The organism is Pantoea sp. BS_8 (assembly GCF_041954965.1).
GTDB classification, from domain to species: Bacteria; Pseudomonadota; Gammaproteobacteria; order Enterobacterales; family Enterobacteriaceae; genus Pantoea; species Pantoea stewartii.
In genome coordinates, this window is record NZ_JAVAXU010000001.1 from 261,374 (window position 1) to 278,255 (window position 16,882).

At 53.8% G+C, this 16,882-nt stretch carries 14 protein-coding genes; 9 read left to right on the top strand and 5 right to left on the bottom strand.

The window, feature by feature from the left end; translation table 11 throughout:
• The first annotated feature begins 119 nt into the window (after nucleotides 1-119).
• The 4 genes from RAC65_RS01225 to RAC65_RS01240 all read left to right on the top strand — a co-directional run bounded on the left by RAC65_RS01225 (nucleotide 120) and on the right by RAC65_RS01240 (nucleotide 6,747).
• Entirely contained in the window at nucleotides 120-1,289 is a 1,170-nt protein-coding gene (locus RAC65_RS01225) for a Gfo/Idh/MocA family protein (RefSeq protein WP_058709183.1), read from the top strand.
• Between the two features lie 10 nt (nucleotides 1,290-1,299).
• Nucleotides 1,300-2,364 (top strand): Gfo/Idh/MocA family protein, encoded by a 1,065-nt coding sequence (locus tag RAC65_RS01230; RefSeq protein WP_054687783.1) that lies wholly within the window; start codon nucleotides 1,300-1,302, stop codon nucleotides 2,362-2,364.
• 99 nt (nucleotides 2,365-2,463) lie between these two features.
• Entirely contained in the window at nucleotides 2,464-4,101 is a 1,638-nt protein-coding gene (locus RAC65_RS01235; protein WP_375096265.1) for an MFS transporter, read from the top strand.
• 315 nt (nucleotides 4,102-4,416) lie between these two features.
• The gene (locus RAC65_RS01240) at nucleotides 4,417-6,747 is read left to right on the top strand and encodes an FdhF/YdeP family oxidoreductase (protein ID WP_367143069.1); all 2,331 of its coding nucleotides are present in this window, start codon (nucleotides 4,417-4,419) and stop codon (nucleotides 6,745-6,747) included.
• A 427-nt stretch (nucleotides 6,748-7,174) separates the two neighbouring features.
• On the opposite strand, the gene RAC65_RS01245 is transcribed toward RAC65_RS01240, so the two are convergent.
• Both RAC65_RS01245 and RAC65_RS01250 read right to left on the bottom strand, forming a co-directional pair.
• Entirely contained in the window at nucleotides 7,175-7,834 is a 660-nt protein-coding gene (locus tag RAC65_RS01245) for a hypothetical protein (RefSeq protein WP_110267546.1), read from the bottom strand.
• A gap of 140 nt (nucleotides 7,835-7,974) precedes the next feature.
• Nucleotides 7,975-8,142: a general stress protein gene (locus RAC65_RS01250; protein ID WP_006119050.1), complete on the bottom strand. Its 168-nt coding sequence runs from the start codon at nucleotides 8,140-8,142 to the stop codon at nucleotides 7,975-7,977.
• Between the two features lie 727 nt (nucleotides 8,143-8,869).
• Here RAC65_RS01250 and RAC65_RS01255 point away from each other — a divergent pair.
• Nucleotides 8,870-8,992, top strand: a complete 123-nt coding sequence (locus RAC65_RS01255) for a hypothetical protein (RefSeq protein WP_269750921.1) — start codon at nucleotides 8,870-8,872, stop codon at nucleotides 8,990-8,992.
• Nucleotides 8,993-9,324: 332 nt separating this feature from the next.
• Nucleotides 9,325-9,492 (top strand): general stress protein, encoded by a 168-nt coding sequence (locus tag RAC65_RS01260; RefSeq protein WP_006119054.1) that lies wholly within the window; start codon nucleotides 9,325-9,327, stop codon nucleotides 9,490-9,492.
• A 229-nt stretch (nucleotides 9,493-9,721) separates the two neighbouring features.
• Here RAC65_RS01260 and RAC65_RS01265 read toward each other — a convergent pair whose 3' ends face one another.
• From RAC65_RS01265 to RAC65_RS01275, 3 genes are all read right to left on the bottom strand, one after another.
• Nucleotides 9,722-10,750: a methionine synthase gene (locus RAC65_RS01265; RefSeq protein WP_133745206.1), complete on the bottom strand. Its 1,029-nt coding sequence runs from the start codon at nucleotides 10,748-10,750 to the stop codon at nucleotides 9,722-9,724.
• 26 nt (nucleotides 10,751-10,776) lie between these two features.
• Complete coding sequence (locus tag RAC65_RS01270; RefSeq protein ID WP_033741287.1) at nucleotides 10,777-11,760, bottom strand: DUF1852 domain-containing protein; 984 nt, start codon at nucleotides 11,758-11,760, stop codon at nucleotides 10,777-10,779.
• A 502-nt stretch (nucleotides 11,761-12,262) separates the two neighbouring features.
• Nucleotides 12,263-13,165, bottom strand: coding sequence for an AraC family transcriptional regulator (locus RAC65_RS01275; RefSeq protein ID WP_039340470.1), 903 nt, complete (start codon nucleotides 13,163-13,165; stop codon nucleotides 12,263-12,265).
• Nucleotides 13,166-13,279: 114 nt separating this feature from the next.
• Here RAC65_RS01275 and RAC65_RS01280 point away from each other — a divergent pair, with 114 nt between their 5' ends.
• The 3 genes from RAC65_RS01280 to RAC65_RS01290 all read left to right on the top strand — a co-directional run bounded on the left by RAC65_RS01280 (nucleotide 13,280) and on the right by RAC65_RS01290 (nucleotide 16,800).
• A complete protein-coding gene (locus tag RAC65_RS01280) occupies nucleotides 13,280-14,164 on the top strand; it encodes an SDR family oxidoreductase (protein ID WP_375096266.1) in 885 nt (294 codons plus the stop codon).
• A gap of 72 nt (nucleotides 14,165-14,236) precedes the next feature.
• A complete protein-coding gene (locus RAC65_RS01285; RefSeq protein ID WP_367143066.1) occupies nucleotides 14,237-15,064 on the top strand; it encodes an MBL fold metallo-hydrolase in 828 nt (275 codons plus the stop codon).
• Nucleotides 15,065-15,804: 740 nt separating this feature from the next.
• Nucleotides 15,805-16,800: a hypothetical protein gene (locus RAC65_RS01290; RefSeq protein ID WP_375096267.1), complete on the top strand. Its 996-nt coding sequence runs from the start codon at nucleotides 15,805-15,807 to the stop codon at nucleotides 16,798-16,800.
• The last annotated feature ends 82 nt before the right edge of the window (nucleotides 16,801-16,882 follow it).

Below are 16,882 nucleotides of genomic sequence, written 5' to 3' on the forward strand. Positions count from 1 at the left end.
TGTTCACAAACTACCTTGCCGCTCTGCGAACATTCTCACAAAAACAGTTTGTCCCACGACAGCCGCTTTTCTATGTTCCTCGCAAAGACGACAGCGACGGTCAAAGACGGAGAAGTGGCATGTTAAAAATTGCGATAGTAGGTATGGGTAATATTGCCAATTTACATATTCAGGCGTTTTTGCAGTTTCCCGAACGCGGCAAAATTGTGGCGGTAGTGGATGTGTACCCGGACAAAGCCCGCGATAAATTGCAGCGTTACGGCCTGAAGGATGTACGCGTGTACAGCGATCATCTCGCCATGCTGGCGGATGGCGCAGATATCGATGTGGTGGATGTCTGCACGCCGCCTTATGTGCATGCCGAGAATACGATAGCGGCGCTACAGGCAGGCAAACATGTGCTGTGCGAGAAGCCGATGGCGGCATCGCTTGAAGAGTGCGATGCCATGATCGCGGCGCAAAAGGCCAGCGGCAAAGTGCTCTCCGTGGTGGCGCAGAACCGCTTTACCGATGCCTTCTGGCGGTTAAAAGCGGCGGTGGATTCCGGCCTGGCAGGAAAGATTTGTCACGCCCAGGTTGATTCATTGTGGTGGCGCGGTCATGCCTACTACGACCTGTGGTGGCGCGGGACGTGGGAAAAAGAAGGTGGGGGCTGCACGCTCAATCATGCTGTGCACCACATCGATGCGCTGCAATGGATGCTCGGCGCACCGACGGACGTGGTCGCCATGATGAGCAATGTCGCTCATGACAATGCGGAGGTCGAAGATCTCAGTGCCGCTATTTTCCGTTACCCGAACGGCACGCTGGCACAGCTGACGGCCTCGGTGGTGCATCACGGTGAAGATCAAAAAATCATTTTACAGGGCGAGAAAGCGCGGCTCTCTGCGCCCTGGCAACCCGTTGCTTATCAGGCGGCGGAAAACGGCTTTCCGGAACAGGATCATCATATCGCGCTGGAAAACGAACTGGACCAGCTGTATGCGCAGATCCCGCCCTTGACATGGACACTGCATGCCGGTCAGGTGGATGACTTTTTCTCGGCCATTGAGCAGCAGCGTGCGCCGCTGGTAGACGGTGAGCAGGGCAAGCAATCCCTGGCGTTAATCACCGCCATCTACAAATCGGCTATAACCCATACCACCGTCACGCTGCCGATTGCCAGCAACGACACCTTCTACCGTACCGGTGGCCTGATTGCCAGCGCACCGCACTTTTATGAAAAACAGGCCTCCGTGGAAAATTTCGCGGATGAGGATGCGATCCCGTTAGGCAAAAACTTTGCGTGAGGACAACACCATGAATCAAAAGGATGGCATGAACTACGCGCCGAAAGGCAAACCCCAGCCGGTTGTGAACCCAGGCGAGTTTATTATCGCTGCCGCCGGGCTGGATCATGGGCATATCTATGCGATGTGCAATGGCCTGACTGAAGCCGGGGCGACGCTGAAATGGGTTTATGACCCGGATGCGACCAAAGTCGACAGGTTCCTGCAACAGTTTCCGCAGGCTCAGGCGGCGGATTCCCTGGACACGATTCTCGCTGACACACAGGTGCGGCTGGTGGCAGGGGCGGCCATTCCCTCGGAACGCTGTGCGCTGGGACTGAAAGTCATGGCGGCCGGGAAAGATTACTTCACCGATAAAGCCCCACTCACCAGCCTGGAACAGCTGGACGATGCCAAAGCCATGTGCGCCAGAACCGGCCGCAAATATGCGGTGTACTATAGCGAGCGTCTGCACGTTGAGAGCGCGGTTTTCGCGGGACAGCTGGTGGAACAGGGCGCGATTGGTCGGGTGGTGCAAACCCTTGGCACGGGCCCGCATCGCGAAGGAACCGGCCGTCCGGACTGGTTCTATCAACGTCGCTACTTTGGCGGCATTTTGTGCGATATCGGCAGCCACCAGATCGAGCAGTTTCTCTATTACACCGGCAATAGTCAGGCCCGTGTGGTTGCCAGTCAGGTGCGCAATTTTCACCATCCGCACCATCCGCAGTTTGAAGATTTCGGCGAGGCGATGCTGGCAGGGGAAAATGGCGCAACCGGCTATTTTCGCTGTGACTGGTTCACCCCGGAAGGCTTATCGACCTGGGGCGACGGGCGAATGACGCTGCTCGGAACCGACGGTTACATCGAAATTCGCAAGTATACCGATCTCACGCGTGACGAGCAGGATGTGGTTTACCTGGTGAATCAGGACGGTGAGTTTCGCTACAGCGTGGCGGGCACGGTGGGTTTCCCGTTCTTTGGCCAGTTGATCACCGACTGTCTGCATCGCACCGAGCACGCCATGACGCAGGAACATGCGTTTAAAGCGGCTGAACTGTGTATCAAAGCCCAAATGTTAGCTAACGCGGTGTAGTCAGCCCGCACGCCCATTCTTTTCCAATTCTGTTGATAACAGCGACGGCAGGCACTGGCTTGCCGTTATAAAACACCGACCAGAACAGGAAGCAGATAAATGGTTAAACCGACTGAACGTCGCGTCGGGTATGGCGTAGCAACAGGCTACGGCATTACCGACTTATTTGGGGGCGGTGCCTTTGCAGTGATAGGTGCCTGGTTACTGTTTTTTTATACCACCTACTGCGGGTTATCGGTGCTGGAAGCCGGATCCATCTTCGCCATCGCCAGGGTGATTGATTCCGTACTGAGTCCGATCATGGGTTACATCACGGATAATTTCGGCCATACCTGGGCCGGGCGCAAATTCGGCCGTCGTCGTTTCTTCTTGTTAATTTCCTCGCCTCTGATGCTGCTGTACGGCGCATTATGGGTCACGGATATGAACTACTGGTATTATCTTGGCACCTATCTCACCATCGAATTGTTATCTGCCATGGTGCTGGTGCCGTGGGAAACCCTGTCGTCAGAAATGACCAACCGTTTCAGTGAACGCACTCGCCTTTCCGGCGTGCGGATGATGTTTTCCTCGCTGGGAAGTTTTCTCGCGGTCTCGGTACCGGGCGTCATCATGACGTACACGGGCAAAGACAACGCCATCACCTATACACTCACGGGCGTGATTTTCTCAGTGATTTACTGCGTCGCGGTATTTATTACCTGGTATACCACCTGGGAAGCGAAAGATATTCAGGATGCAGACGAGGTTCAAAAGCCACCGGCACCCGCGCGTCATTTTCTTTCGCATGTGAAACACATGTTTGTGGATCTCGCCTCGTCATTTAAAATTCGGGCGTTTCGTCAGCATCTGCTCATTTATATCTGCTCGTTCACAGCGATGGATGTGTTTCTTGCCGTTTTTACCTATTTCGTTATTTATGGGTTAAAACAGGATGCCTCATTAGCCTCGCTGCTTCTGAGTAATATGATGTTTATGTCTATCCCCGGCACCTTTTTATTTATGCTGTTGCTGGGCAGATTTTCTATGACGCCCTCTAACGCCTTGAGACTCTCTTATATATCTATTGCCGTCGTGCTGCTTTTTCTGTATGCCGTTTATCTCTGGCAGTGGCATGTACCCGTGCTGTTATTTAGCGCCGCCTTCCTGTTTATGGGGATAGCGCGCGCGGGGCTGTATTATATTCCGTGGAATATTTACAGCTTCATTCCCGATATTGATGAAATGGTAACCCGTCAGCGCCGGGAAGGCATCTTCGCGGGCGTCATGGTGCTTACGCGCAAAAGTTCGGTCGCGATTGCCATCTTTATTATTGGCGTGGTGCTCCAGGAAAGCGGGTTTGCCAAGGGGAACGGCGCTCAGCCTGATAGCGCAATCACCGCCATTGTCCTGCTGATGGCAGGCGTGACATGCGCGCTTCTGGCCGTGAGTTTCTGGCTGACGTTCCAGTTCAAACTGACCCAGCGCAGCCACAAATTGCTGATTAAAGAAGTCGCACGCCGTAAGCTGGGCGGTTCACCTAAAGACTGTGATGCCGAAACCCGTGAGGTGATCAAAGCGCTGACCGGCTATGCCTATGATGATGTCTGGGGCGCCAGTAAAAAAAGAACCTCTACAGGATGCTGCTGTAAAGTCAGAACTGAAAGGGTAAGCGAACAGGCCGTTAGCGTGACTCACCGGAGAAATATAAACCGCCAGAAGCGTCAATGGCCAGCCAGAAATAAGCAGAACGGATAAATGAATATCACGCGACGCGAGTGGATATGATTTTTCGTCGTCATTTTCCCGCTATTTGGCGGGCGCTGCCTGCCCATGATTATGCAAATGAAAGGTGACGCCGGCTCGCTATTTACGCGTAATTTAAAATTCTGCCTTTTAAGCGAAACACGGTGGGTAACGCCGTTGGGACACAAAAAGCGCATAGGCTGCAATTAACCGCAGCGAGGTAACATTTTGCAAAAATTAAATCAGGCTTTGCGCCCTGCTTAACAGGCGTGTTCCCAATCCTGCACCAGGCTTAAGCAAAAGTCATTGATACAGGTTGGGATAAAAATGAAAGAAACGAATCGTACTTTTGGGGTCAAACCGTATGGCGGCTCAGCGGGTGGCTGGGGCGCATTAAAAGCTGTAGCGGATGCGATTCGGGGACAAATGGCGGTGAAACAGGACGTCATTGCCCTGTTCAGGGTGAACCAGCCCCAGGGCTTTGATTGCCCCGGCTGCGCCTGGCCTGATCCGCAGCATACGTCTTCTTTTGAGTTTTGCGAAAACGGGGCCAAAGCGGTGTCGTGGGAAGCCACCAGTAAGCGTGCCACGCCCGATTTTTTCGCGGCTAACAAGGTCAGCGATTTGTGGGCGCGCAGCGCGTTGGATCTGGAAGGCGAAGGGAGGCTGACCCATCCGATGAAATATGATGCGGCCAGCGATACCTATCAGCCCATCGCATGGGAAACGGCCTTTCGTGAAATAGGTGAGCGGCTGCGCAGCTATAGCGATCCGAACATGGTTGAGTTTTATACCTCTGGCCGCGCATCGAATGAAGCCGCTTTTCTCTGGCAGTTGTTTGCCCGCGAATACGGTACCAATAACTTCCCAGACTGTTCCAACATGTGCCACGAACCGACCAGTGTGGGGTTGCCGGAATCCATCGGCGTAGGAAAGGGCACCGTCGAGCTGGATGACTTTGACCATTGCGACCTTGTCTTATGTATTGGTCATAACCCGGGCACCAACCATCCGCGCATGTTGGGCACGCTCAGAGAGGTGTCAAAACGTGGTGCGACGATTGTTGCGATTAATCCGTTACGCGAACGCGGGCTGGAGCGGTTTACCTCACCGCAAAGCCCGATTGAGATGCTGTCGATGGGCTCAACCAAGCTGGCGTCAACCTATTATAAAGTGCGCGTAGGCGGTGACGCGGCCATGTTGAAAGGGATGATGAAATTCCTGCTCGCCATGGATGCGACGGCCAGAGAACAGGGCGAACCGGGTGTGCTGGATGAGGCCTTTATTCATGAACACACTGAGGGCTTCGAGGCGCTGAAGGCCGATCTGGAGGCGACCAGTTGGGCGCACATTCTGAAAGTTTCAGGGATGGAGCGTGAAGAGATTCAGCATCTTGCCCGGCTGTATGCGGAGGCGGATCGCACCATTATTTGCTACGGCATGGGCATTACACAACATCAGTACGGAACACAAAATGTACAGCAAATCGCGAATCTGTTGCTGATGCGCGGCAACATGGGCAAAAAGGGGGCTGGCATTTGTCCGCTGCGCGGCCACTCCAATGTTCAGGGTGATCGCACGGTTGGGATTACCGAAATCCCGTCTGACAGTCTGCTGAACAGTCTGGAAAAAGTGTTTGGCTTTACGCCGCCCAGACAACACGGTCACGGCGCGGTTGAGGCAATTCGCGCCATCCGTGACGGCAGTGCTAAAGCGCTGCTGTGCCTTGGCGGCAACCTGGCTGAAGCCATGTCTGACCCACAGGTCACCTTTCCTGCCATGCGCAATCTGGATTTGGTGGTGCATATGGCGACGAAGTTGAACCGTTCACATCTGTTGATGGCAAAGCACAGTTATCTTTTTCCGGTACTGGGACGCACGGAGGTGGATGAGCAACCCTCGGGTGCGCAAAGTGTCACGGTTGAGGATTCCATGTCGATGGTACATGCTTCACGAGGCACGCTCGATCCCGCCTCGCCGCACCTGAAGTCAGAGCCGCTGCTGGTGGCCAGCCTGGCGAAAGCCACATTGCCTGATACGGTTGTCGACTGGGACAAGATGACGCGTGATTACAGTAATATCCGCCAGGCCATTGAAGCGGTGTTTCCGGGCTTCGAAAATTATAATCAACGCATTCAACAACCGGGTGGTTTTCGCCTGCCCAATGGCGCATCCGAGCGCATCTGGCACACGCCGTCAGGAAAAGCGCAGTTCCTGGTGATGGCGGGCATCAATGAAGATCCACGCTCACTGACCTGCCACGATCTGGTGCTGACGACATTGCGCAGCCACGACCAATACAATACAACGCTCTATGGTCTGAACGATCGCTACCGGGGCGTAACAGGACGCCGGGATGTGCTGTTTATCAACTCGGATGAGGCCGAAAAACGGCAGTTACGCGTCGGCGAGCAGGTCAACGTCATCGCCCTGGACCCGGACGGCAACCCGACTTCAAGGCGCATGGATAAGCTGACCATCGTGGTGCACGATATGGCCTATGGTTCGGTCGCAGCCTATTATCCGGAAGCGAACGTACTGGTACCGCTGGACAGCCATGATACCAAAAGTGGTATACCGGCCTATAAAAGCACCCCTGTCAGGCTCGAACGCGTTCAGCCTGAAAGCGCACTGGCCGGCTCTGCCACACGTCGTTAGCCCGGTATTCACAGAACGTGTGCGCCCTCTGAGAGAAGCGGTACGCAGCGGGCGCAGAATCGCGTCGCCACCGCATTGTGCGCCGCCAGTGGCATTGAGTTGTATGGGGCGCATCACTGGGGGCGTGCACCGCCGGGGATGCGTAACCGGAAAAGGCGGCCCGGAACTAACCTGTCCGGCGCAATCACCGCCATGCTATGGCCCGCGTTAGTCCACGGTCTTTCATAAAACGTCAGGATTGAAGGACAAATGAGTGCGTTTACTGTAAGGCTGGGGTCACGCATATCCACACCAGAACAGCACGCAAGGGGAGTGTCAGAACGCAAGGGAAAGCGCCGGAGAACATACCGCAGCCACGCGGAGTGAAGGGAAAACGCTAACCTGTTTGCGGAATGAAGAGGGGAAGGGCAGCATTAACGCGAACCGGCTACTGAACGCTGATTTGGCTGGCCTGCCAGATCAGATGGTGATCGTAAGACTTACGCTGATGAGCTGGCAGCGGCACAGAGGTGTCCACGCAGACATCCACACTAAAGCCCTGTGCCGTTAACCGGATGGCCTCAAGCAGCACATCCGTGTTCTGTACTTCACCTGCAATCTCAAGCAACAGCGGTACGCTGGCCGAGCGAGAGGCAGCGCGGGTCACACAGGCGTGATGATGCTCCGTGACATGTTCAAAGCGGGCAAGCCTGCGCGCAGCGCCACGACGCTGGTCCTCGCGCAGCCAACTGCAGAGTGGACGCATTAAAGACCGGACAAAATCGTCACCGGCAAAGTCACGACTCAGGCTACGGATAACCCGGATCAACTGCCTGTCTGAACCAAACTCCAGGCTGGTCAGGATTTCGCCACGGCGGGCGGGCCAGCCATACGTCATTACGCCCTCTGATTGCCTGCGGCCATCGTGTATTTCCTGCGCCGTTGCGCCGTGGGCATTGGCTGACATGACTTCGCGGATTTCTTCGAGCTGGGCTTCTGTCCAGTAGTCTGTCACGGGATCTACAGCAACAAGTCCATACCGTTGCCAGCGTCGTACATTGGTCAGGGAGGCGCCTGTGAGCGCACAAAGCGTGTCGGATGACAACATAAAAACTCCTGTTTATAAAAATCAGATGTGCGCCAGCGCCAGGAAGATAAGCGGCCTTTCTGGCGTTGCGCGTTTCGATGGAGGTATAAAGAGATGCTCGCCAGCGCGGCAAAGGCAGACGGGCGAAATCGCAAAGGGAACTAGCCCGTACGACGGCTGACTTTTCCCCCTTTACGGCCCGCCTCTACTGCACGCTCGGGGTTGTTCCTGAAGTTTCCGCTACTGTTTTTGCCGCCTTTCCGACCCGCTTCAGAGGCTCTCTCGGGGTTTGCTGCAAAATTTCCTGCGCCGCCACGATATTTGACCATGGGTCTGTCCTCTCTCATTTCATCATTAACAGTGGAAAGCCTCATTTTGGTCGATGGTTTCTGATAATTCCAATGCGAAACAATACAATGGAAAAAAATAAAAAACTGTTTTTTTAATACCGCTTCGTCTTGAAAGGTTTTTTATTCTTTGAAAGTGAGGATTATTAGCATTAAATTTGTACGAAAGTTTCATTCCATGTACAGCTTTACTGCCCGATTTTTTTAAGACGAATCTTAACTTTTTTATAGCCTGTCGGCCTGACGGCGACATATTCATGCTGCCACGCAACGATCCCATTTTCTTTTTTTACCCAACAGAAACGCTCAATCCGCTTATCAACACACAGGGCGCGATAGCATTTTTTGATGTCAGTGAATGCCACTATTTTCATAGCTGGCGTTGGGGGCGTCCTGTTATGTTTTAACCGACGAAACGGGAGGTCGTCTTTTTAAACAGCCAGGCGAGTAAATAAAGCGGTATATTCACTCGCGCGACAGGCACGGGGAGCCTTTTTTAGGCGCAGGGTTTTATTTAGAGCGCGATGAGTAATGAATATTCACAATCGCCGTGGCTTTTCCTGAGCGCGCGCTGTTGCCGCTGACGGATGACTGAAATACATTACCTGCTCCTGACGACAGACCACTCTCTTTTATTTCCAGGCAGCGTTAGTGTGCCCCTGATCAATAAGGCCGTTAACACGTGGCCGACGCCCACAGGTAAAGCTTAATGGCAGAGCACGGTATTACAGGGCAGGCGTCAGACGTGGTAGCGTCGTTTTCTGAGGCTGGCAAAAGGTTGAGTGGGATGCTGCGGGAGCACGTGGTGGTGCGTAAACAGATTGTCTTTTAACCGTGAAGGGATGTCAGCCTAAGGCTGAGTATTTATTTTGCCTGAAAATTGCCGTTCTACACGCCTAAATGTAACCTCTTGTTAATTTTTTGACGAATGAAAGCAGTCGCATTTAAACAAGAGAAGCGAGTTTTATGGTGATTATCTTGTTGTTTTTCGCTTTTATTTTCCGCCCTCCGTTGCGGTTGCGCGGCAGTATTAAAAGCGCTAAACAAAGCGGCGAATGTTTTATCCGCCACGCTTGCAGATTAACAGGCGCGTTATAACCTTAACAGTGCCATGCAAATGGTGAAGCAAAGAAGCAGACAACTTTAACCTGAAGAGGAAATATTATGACTGAACATCGTGGCGGATCAGGTAATTTCGCGGAAGATAAAGAGAAAGCTTCTGAAGCCGGTAAAAAAGGCGGCCAGAACAGCGGCGGCAATTTCAAAAACGATCGTGAAAAAGCCTCAGAAGCCGGTAAGAAAGGGGGCCAGAACAGCCATCGTGGCTCCTGATACCGGCTTATAAGGGACTGAACAGCGGAGCAGGGACTGCTCCATGATCCCACCGTTTCCGCAGGCATGATCAATGCCCAGGCTAATTCATCAGAGACGGCATCGATCCACGCACGAAAAAGCCCGGTCAGTGCCAGGCTGTTCTTACACAAAGGGATGATAACGACAAGGCAGGGATGGCAGGCGAGTCACGTCAGCGCGCTCACCTGCTACAGATTACCCGCGTGAACTACGCTGAAAGCTCCTGACGGACAATAGCCGCGCCCGCGCTTAAGGCATGGAGCTTGCCACGCGCCACCTCACGGGATAATGGCGTCATACCGCAGTTGGTTGACGGATAGAGTTTGTCGGCATCCACAAACTGCAACGCCTTACGCAGCGTCGCGGCCACTTCTTCCGGCGTTTCAATGGTATTGGTTGCTACATCAATGGCACCCACCATGACTTTTTTACCCCGAATCAGCTCAATCAGCTCCATCGGCACGCGCGAATTCTGACATTCCAGCGAAACGATATCGATTTTTGATTTTTGCAGTTTCGGGAAGACTTCTTCATATTGACGCCATTCCGTCCCCAGCGTCTTCTTCCAGTCGGTATTGGCTTTGATACCGTAGCCGTAGCAAATATGCACAGCGGTTTCGCACTTCAGGCCTTCCACAGCGCGTTCCAGCGCGGCGATGCCCCAGTCGTTGACTTCATCAAAGAACACGTTAAAAGCGGGCTCATCAAACTGAATAATGTCGATGCCAATCGCTTCTAACTCTTTGGCTTCCTGATTCAGAATTTTGGCAAATTCCCAGGCCAGCTTTTCACGACTCTTGTAATGGCCGTCATACAGCGTATCAATCATGGTCATCGGACCCGGCAGCGCCCATTTGATCGGTTGCTTAGTCTGCTGACGCAAAAATTTCGCATCGTCAATAAAGACGGGTTTCTGACGGCTAACCGCGCTGATCACCGTCGGTACGCTGGCATCATAACGATTACGGATACGGACAATTTCGCGCTTCTCGAAATCAACACCATTCAGGTGCTCAATAAATGTCGTCACAAAGTGCTGGCGCGTTTGTTCACCGTCGCTGACGATATCAATACCGGCCTGGATTTGATCGTCCAGAATTAAACGCAGCGCATCTTTTTTCCCTTCAGCCAGTTCTGAGCCTTGCAGCTTCCAGGGCGACCACAGCGTTTCAGGCTGAGCCAGCCAGGATGGCTTCGGTAAACTGCCTGCGGTTGAGGTAGGTAACAACATTTTCATAATAGGTGACCTTGTATTTCGGTTAATCAAAGCGCGTAACTGGCAGACCACTCTTCAAGAACGGCTTTGTAAGGTTTAATGAATTTCTCTTCGGTAAATTTCCCTTGTTCTACCGCTAACAGGCTACGCTCTTCGCGATCGTAAACAATGCGCGTTAATGAATAGTCCAGATGGTTCAGGCTTGGCTGATAACACTGGCCCGCCGGTGAATTAGCATTGTAAATCTCAGGACGATAAATTTTCTGGAACGTCTCCATCGTACTAATGGTGCTGATCAGCTCAAGATTGGTGTAATCACTCAACAGGTCACCCGAGAAATAAAACGCCAACGGGGCAACACTGTTTTCCGGCATGAAATAGCGCGCCGTCAGGCCCATCTTGTGGAAATACTGGTCAGTCAGGGAATAGGCATCCTGCTGGTATTCAATACCCAGTACCGGATGACGGTTTCCTGTGCGGGTATAAACGTTTTTGCTGGACACGCTCAGGCAAATGACCGGCTGTTTTTTAAAGTTCTCTTTAAAGGCCGAAGAGTTCACGAAGCACTTGAAAATATTGCCGTGCAAATCGCCAAAGTTAGCAGGTGCGCTGAAGCCGGTGTTGTTTTTATTGTGCTCAGACAGCAGCACGCTGAAATCATAATCGCGCACGTAAGAGGAGAAGTTATTGCCAACAATACCTTCAATACGCTGCTGAGTTTTTTTATCGACGATATGGGTTTTCAGAATTTCAATTACAGGAAACGCGCCGCGTTGCGTCTCGTTTTCGATATTTAACTCAACCGAGATAATTTCAAGTTCCACACCATAACGATCGGCCTTTGGATTATCCCAGTGCGCCAGCGAGTTGAAGCGATTATCAATCATCGTTAAGGCATTGCGCAGGTTTTCCTGACGGTTTGTCCCGCGCGCCAGGTTAGCAAAATTGGTGGTGATGCGCGTATTTTCAGACGGGTTGTAATTCTCATCGAAAACACTGCTCTTAATCGTAAATGTGAATTCTTTTTTCATCGTGATGCACCCTGCGTTCTGATGTGAAAAACGGTCTGTGGCTGTTAGTTATCCAGACTGGCCTGCATTCTGGTTTTTCGTTTAACCGCTTTCACGTTGTGTGTTTGTCAATAAAGCATATTTTATGCCAGAGCCGCGGAGGAAGGGAAAGCGACTTAATTTCAACACAACATGAGCCATCTTCATGGTCGACAGAGGTAAAGCCTCTGCCATACGCGTAATGGAGACAAAGGGACAGAGTGTGCCGTGATGCAATGCGCCCTGAACCCTTGTGGCGTAAGGCCTGCCGATATCCCGGTTTCCGTCTCCTCATGAAAACGGCTCATGTGAAGGTTTCTCATGTTGCGGAAAAAGCGGTGATATTTATTCAGGTTAATGAGCCTCTTTCATGAGCGTTGTACAGGCCCGCAGCAAGCGCTGCCGTACTCACGCAGGGATTTTCAGCGCCGCGCAGCCATATTCCCCTGAAGCCCGCCATCATCCCTGGTTTCGGGCCGCCCGATCAGGCGTTTTCTTTACTGAACTTGCCCGGTGAAACACCGATGACACGCTTGAAGGCTTTTGCAAAGGCGCTCTCAGATTCATAGCCCAGCCCGGCAGCAATCGCGGTAAGCCCGCCATTCCCTTTTTTTAACTGGTCGCAGGCAAGATGCATGCGCCATTGCGTGAGATAGTCGACGGGCGCGATGCCCACCGTTTGCTTAAATCGTTCAGCAAAAACCGCGCGTGACATTCCCACCCTGGCTGCCAGTTCCGCCAGCGTCCACTTGTGTTCGGGGTGCTGGTGCATGCAGGCCAGCGCCGCGCCCAGCTTTTTATCCTTCAGGGCCGCAAGCCAGCCCGACTGCTGCGGGTCATTTGCATACAGCCGTAACGCCTGAATGAGCAGCATAAATGCCAGCTGTTGCACGATGAGGACGCTGCCGGGCTGCGCTTCACGGACTTCCTGTGACATTCTTTCCAGCGCCCATTGCATGGCGGCTCTGTCTGCGCTGCGCCGGATATGCACCACTGGCGGCAGCGTACCTAACAGCATCTGTGCGGGCCGTCCGGTCAGCAGGAAATGCCCGCCTACCAGTAAACAGGCGGAGGTTTCATCAAGCTTTGCCGCTGTCACGGCAACCATCTCAGACCGCACCGTCTGGAAATCGACAGTCTGCGCGTCCGGGTTTGTGGCCAGCCTGAAAGGTGCGCCTGGCGGGAGCAGATAGCACTCGCCGGCGTTAAGGCGCAAGGGTTCCGCAACACCGTCAACGGTCAGCCAGCAGGCACCCGCTACGACGGCATAGCACTTCACGCCATCATGAGCGGGCCATTGTACCGACATCTCCGGCGTCAGTATCACACCACCGGAAACGTAGCGTTGTGGTTCAAGCAGGGCTAAGAGCTGTGAAAGCGGGTCCATGATCATCCCAGACGGTCAGACATAAAAAAGCGACGTTATCACATAGAGCGCATTCCTTCTCCATCGTAAAGTAGACAACCACGGTTGCGAAGGCTGACAAGAGGACGAACAGACATGCGGTTATTTCTTACAGGAGCAACGGGTTTTATCGGGTCGGCGATTGCGGCCGATCTGATCACGGCAGGGCATAAGGTGGTCGGACTGACCCGACATCAGCAGGGTGCTGACATGCTCAGCAAAGCAGGCGTCGAGCCCTTTTGGGGGGATATTAACGATCACGATAGTTTGCAACGAGGCGCGGCAAGCTGCGAGGGAGTGATTCATACCGCCTTTAACCATGATTTTTCGACGTTTCTGACAAACTGTGAAGCCGATCGGCAGGCCATCGCCGCGATGGCCACGGCACTGGCAGGAAGCGCACGGCCCTTAATCATCACCTCGGCGGTGGGACTGGGCTCGCCGGGGCAGGGAAGACCTGCCGTAGAAGACTATTTCAACCCGCTTCATCCTAATCCGCGCCGGGCATCCGAGCTGGCCGCGATGGCGGCACTGGAAAAAGGGGTCAACGTTTCCGTTGTGCGGTTATCTCAGGTATATAATCCGTTGAAACAGGGCCTGGTTACGTCGCTGATTGAAGTGGCGAGACAGACAGGCGTTTCCGCTTTTATTGATGAAGGCCAAAACCGCTGGTCAGCAGTGCATCTTGACGATGCGGTTTGCCTCTACAGGCTGGCGCTGGAAAAGAACAGGCCAGGAAGCCGTTATCATGCGGTCGCCGAAGAAGGCATTACGCTGCGCGTGCTTGCCGACGCCCTCGGGCGGATCCTCAACCTGCCGGTCATATCCCTTTCAGCCGCTGAAGCTACCGGTCATTTTGGCTGGCTGAGTCATTTCGTTGCGCAGGATATGTCCGCCTCAGGCAGGCTTACTCGGGCGCAACTGGGATGGCAGCCCACAGGACCGGGATTGATTGCCGATCTTGAACGCATGCCGGGCTAAGCGTGCTTAGCTGCCGGGAAGATGGCAAGATGCGACGAGTCAGTATCATTTTTCCTTGATTTGAGAGGTCATATGTCTGTGACGTCGGTTTACCGCGTAGGTGAGTGCGAGGTCTTTAAAATTCCTGAACTGGACGCGTCTCTGTCCACGGAATGGCTGTTTCCCGCGCAGGCGTTAGCGAGCGGAACGCCGGAAACGATCACGCTCTCTGTTCACAGTTGGGTGGTCCGCACGCCTGACAACCTTATTGTGATCGATACGGGCAGCGGCAATGGTCGCGAGCGGGCAGGCTCTCCGCTCTCCCATCAGCTGAATACGCCGTATGCGCAGCGCTTACGTGACGCGGGCGTCGATCCTGACGCGGTGGATATCGTGCTGATCACCCATCTGCATGGCGATCATGTGGGCTGGAATACGCACTGGATGGACGGTAAATGGACACCGTTTTTCAAACATGCCCGCTACTACTGTTCTGATAGCGGGTTGAAAGGCTGGCAACACGATCCGGCACGCAAAACGCTGTTAGAGGACAGCATTAATCCGGTTATCGCGGCGGGTTTGCTGGAGACGTTCGATGTGACGCAAGAGCCGGTGTTTGCTGATGTGCTGCGCTATGTGCCCACGCCCGGCCACAGTCATGACCACGCGTCGATTATTCTGCACAGTGCGGGCGATTATGCGCTGTTTTCCGGTGACCTGATGCATAACGATTTGCAGGTCAGTCAGCCCCAGCTTGCCTCGCGCTTTTGTGCTGATGCCGCGCAGGCCGAAGCCCAGCGGCGCTGGGCAATGACGTGGGCGAGTGAGCATCAGGCACGCTGGTTTAGTTCGCATTTTCCGGGCTCGTCGGCAGGTTATGTCAGCCAGACCTCTGCGGGATTTGAATGGCAGTTTATCTGAGTTTTACGTTCTGTAGCTAAGCTCACGGACGTAAAACGGTAATGAGACGAGTCCTGTTAATGATGCAAAAATCACAACAATTTATGCTGTTAGCGCTGGCGTAGTCCCGCCATGCGCTGCCGCATTGCAGACCTAACCCACCGGTAGGGTGCGTAATTGTTCACAATGGTCGGGTTGTCTCGACCGGATTTACCCGTTCACCGGGTTAGTACCATGCTGAGGCTGATGCACTTTCCACACTTACGTTACCTGTAGAAGAGTGCGAAATCTATGTCACGCTAGAGCCCTGTGCCTTTCAGGGCAGAACCCCGTCCTGCGCACTAACACTGGCCCGGCTCAGGCCCAGACATATTTACATCGCCATTGAAGATCCGCATCCGCGTAATCGCGGAGAAGGGATTGCGATCTTAAAGCAAGCGGGCATCGGCGTGACGCTGGGGGTGGCGAGAAATGACGTTGAGTGTTTTCTGGCGCTCTATTTAATTCGCTCGCTTGCGTAAAATGTAGGTGAGAAGGCGTGCTGTTAGCCAGACATCGGCATTTACATCCCTGAACCGCTGGTGAAACATCGTGAGATTCCCTTTCAAAGCGTAACGACTGGAAATGAACTTCTGTTTTATCTCTGCTCCGGGGCATGTGATGTTAGGTGTGCGGTGAGGCCTTTTGCCCGCCAGGGAGCAAAACGTTTCCGCGACATCCCGTAAACAGACCACCAACGCGCACTGAGTTAAGGGTAAAAAATGGAAAAACCATTTTTACAACAGCCATCTCCTGAGTCGTCCCGCGTGGCCGCGGCTGGCGGCGTTTCCTCTGCCTCACTGTTTGTGCGGCGTAATCTGTTCTCGCTGGTGGTGGGGACGGTGAGCCTGATCTGTTTTGTCGACAATCATGCGTCCGCTCTGCGCCAGGTGCTGTCCAGCCGACACGCGTCCGCGCGTCCGCTCAGCGCCGCTACTGCACCCAACCCAACCGGACAAATCGCTGCCGTCAGTGAACATTTGCCGCATGCCTCCGTGCCTTCAGTCGTTATGATCGCCGAGGCAAACCGTCAGGCACTCAAAGGCATGCAACTCGTCAGCGATCAGTTGAAGCTGGAGCAGGGCAGCCTGCTGCAGGACATGGCTCACACGCAGCAGCTGGCACTGCAACAGGTCAGTGATAACCACTTCCAGGCCGCTATGCTGAACGGACAACTGGCGCAACTTGATCAGCAAATCAAAATCGAGTCCGCGCAGGTTGGCATGGCGCAAAACCTGGTCAACAAATGGCGACCGCTGCTGAACAAAGGCTATATTTCGGCGTTGCAGTTTGCACAGGAGCAGTCGGTGGTCTGGGGCTATGAAAGCCAGTACCGCGCGTTGCTGCAACAGCAGTATGCGACCCGTCAGCAGATTAGCGTGCTGGAAGATCAGGAACGTCAGATTCCGCTGGCGACCGCAGTGAAACTCAATGTGCTGCGGCGGCAGCTGGCGCAGGTGAATGAGAATCTGGCCCAAAATACGCTGACCGAGGCGCGGATAGCCTGGCAGCCTTCGGCAGCGCCCGTGAAGCCGCTTCTGGTCAATGCAGGCAAGGCCGCCGGGACGCCCACGCAACAGACAGAGCAAGACAGCCGCTTCCTGTCTGACAGGCCCGCGCGCGTCAGCCACAGCGACGTTCACTATCAAAACATTAACGATCAGACGGGCAGTCATAGCGTGACGCCGCGTCACACTGCCCTCACGCACAACGTCTGAGCCGCATGACAGCCATGTAACGGTGCCTCGCGGAGGGGAAGGTTAACGAAGATAACCTGTCCCGTTATCGGGCGGTCATATC

Excerpts from the sequence above, each read along its gene's own strand:
- RAC65_RS01270 (WP_033741287.1), bottom strand. The coding sequence starts at position 11,760 with ATGAAAAAAGAATTCACATTTACGATTAAGAGCAGTGTTTTCGATGAG.
- RAC65_RS01255 (WP_269750921.1), top strand. The coding sequence starts at position 8,870 with ATGGCAGAGCACGGTATTACAGGGCAGGCGTCAGACGTGGTAGCGTCG.
- RAC65_RS01265 (WP_133745206.1), bottom strand. The coding sequence starts at position 10,750 with ATGAAAATGTTGTTACCTACCTCAACCGCAGGCAGTTTACCGAAGCCA.
- RAC65_RS01275 (WP_039340470.1), bottom strand. The coding sequence starts at position 13,165 with ATGGACCCGCTTTCACAGCTCTTAGCCCTGCTTGAACCACAACGCTAC.
- RAC65_RS01245 (WP_110267546.1), bottom strand. The coding sequence starts at position 7,834 with ATGTTGTCATCCGACACGCTTTGTGCGCTCACAGGCGCCTCCCTGACC.
- RAC65_RS01235 (WP_375096265.1), top strand. The coding sequence starts at position 2,464 with ATGGTTAAACCGACTGAACGTCGCGTCGGGTATGGCGTAGCAACAGGC.
- RAC65_RS01250 (WP_006119050.1), bottom strand. The coding sequence starts at position 8,142 with ATGGTCAAATATCGTGGCGGCGCAGGAAATTTTGCAGCAAACCCCGAG.
- RAC65_RS01230 (WP_054687783.1), top strand. The coding sequence starts at position 1,300 with ATGAATCAAAAGGATGGCATGAACTACGCGCCGAAAGGCAAACCCCAG.
- RAC65_RS01285 (WP_367143066.1), top strand. The coding sequence starts at position 14,237 with ATGTCTGTGACGTCGGTTTACCGCGTAGGTGAGTGCGAGGTCTTTAAA.
- RAC65_RS01290 (WP_375096267.1), top strand. The coding sequence starts at position 15,805 with ATGGAAAAACCATTTTTACAACAGCCATCTCCTGAGTCGTCCCGCGTG.
- RAC65_RS01280 (WP_375096266.1), top strand. The coding sequence starts at position 13,280 with ATGCGGTTATTTCTTACAGGAGCAACGGGTTTTATCGGGTCGGCGATT.
- RAC65_RS01260 (WP_006119054.1), top strand. The coding sequence starts at position 9,325 with ATGACTGAACATCGTGGCGGATCAGGTAATTTCGCGGAAGATAAAGAG.
- RAC65_RS01240 (WP_367143069.1), top strand. The coding sequence starts at position 4,417 with ATGAAAGAAACGAATCGTACTTTTGGGGTCAAACCGTATGGCGGCTCA.
- RAC65_RS01225 (WP_058709183.1), top strand. The coding sequence starts at position 120 with ATGTTAAAAATTGCGATAGTAGGTATGGGTAATATTGCCAATTTACAT.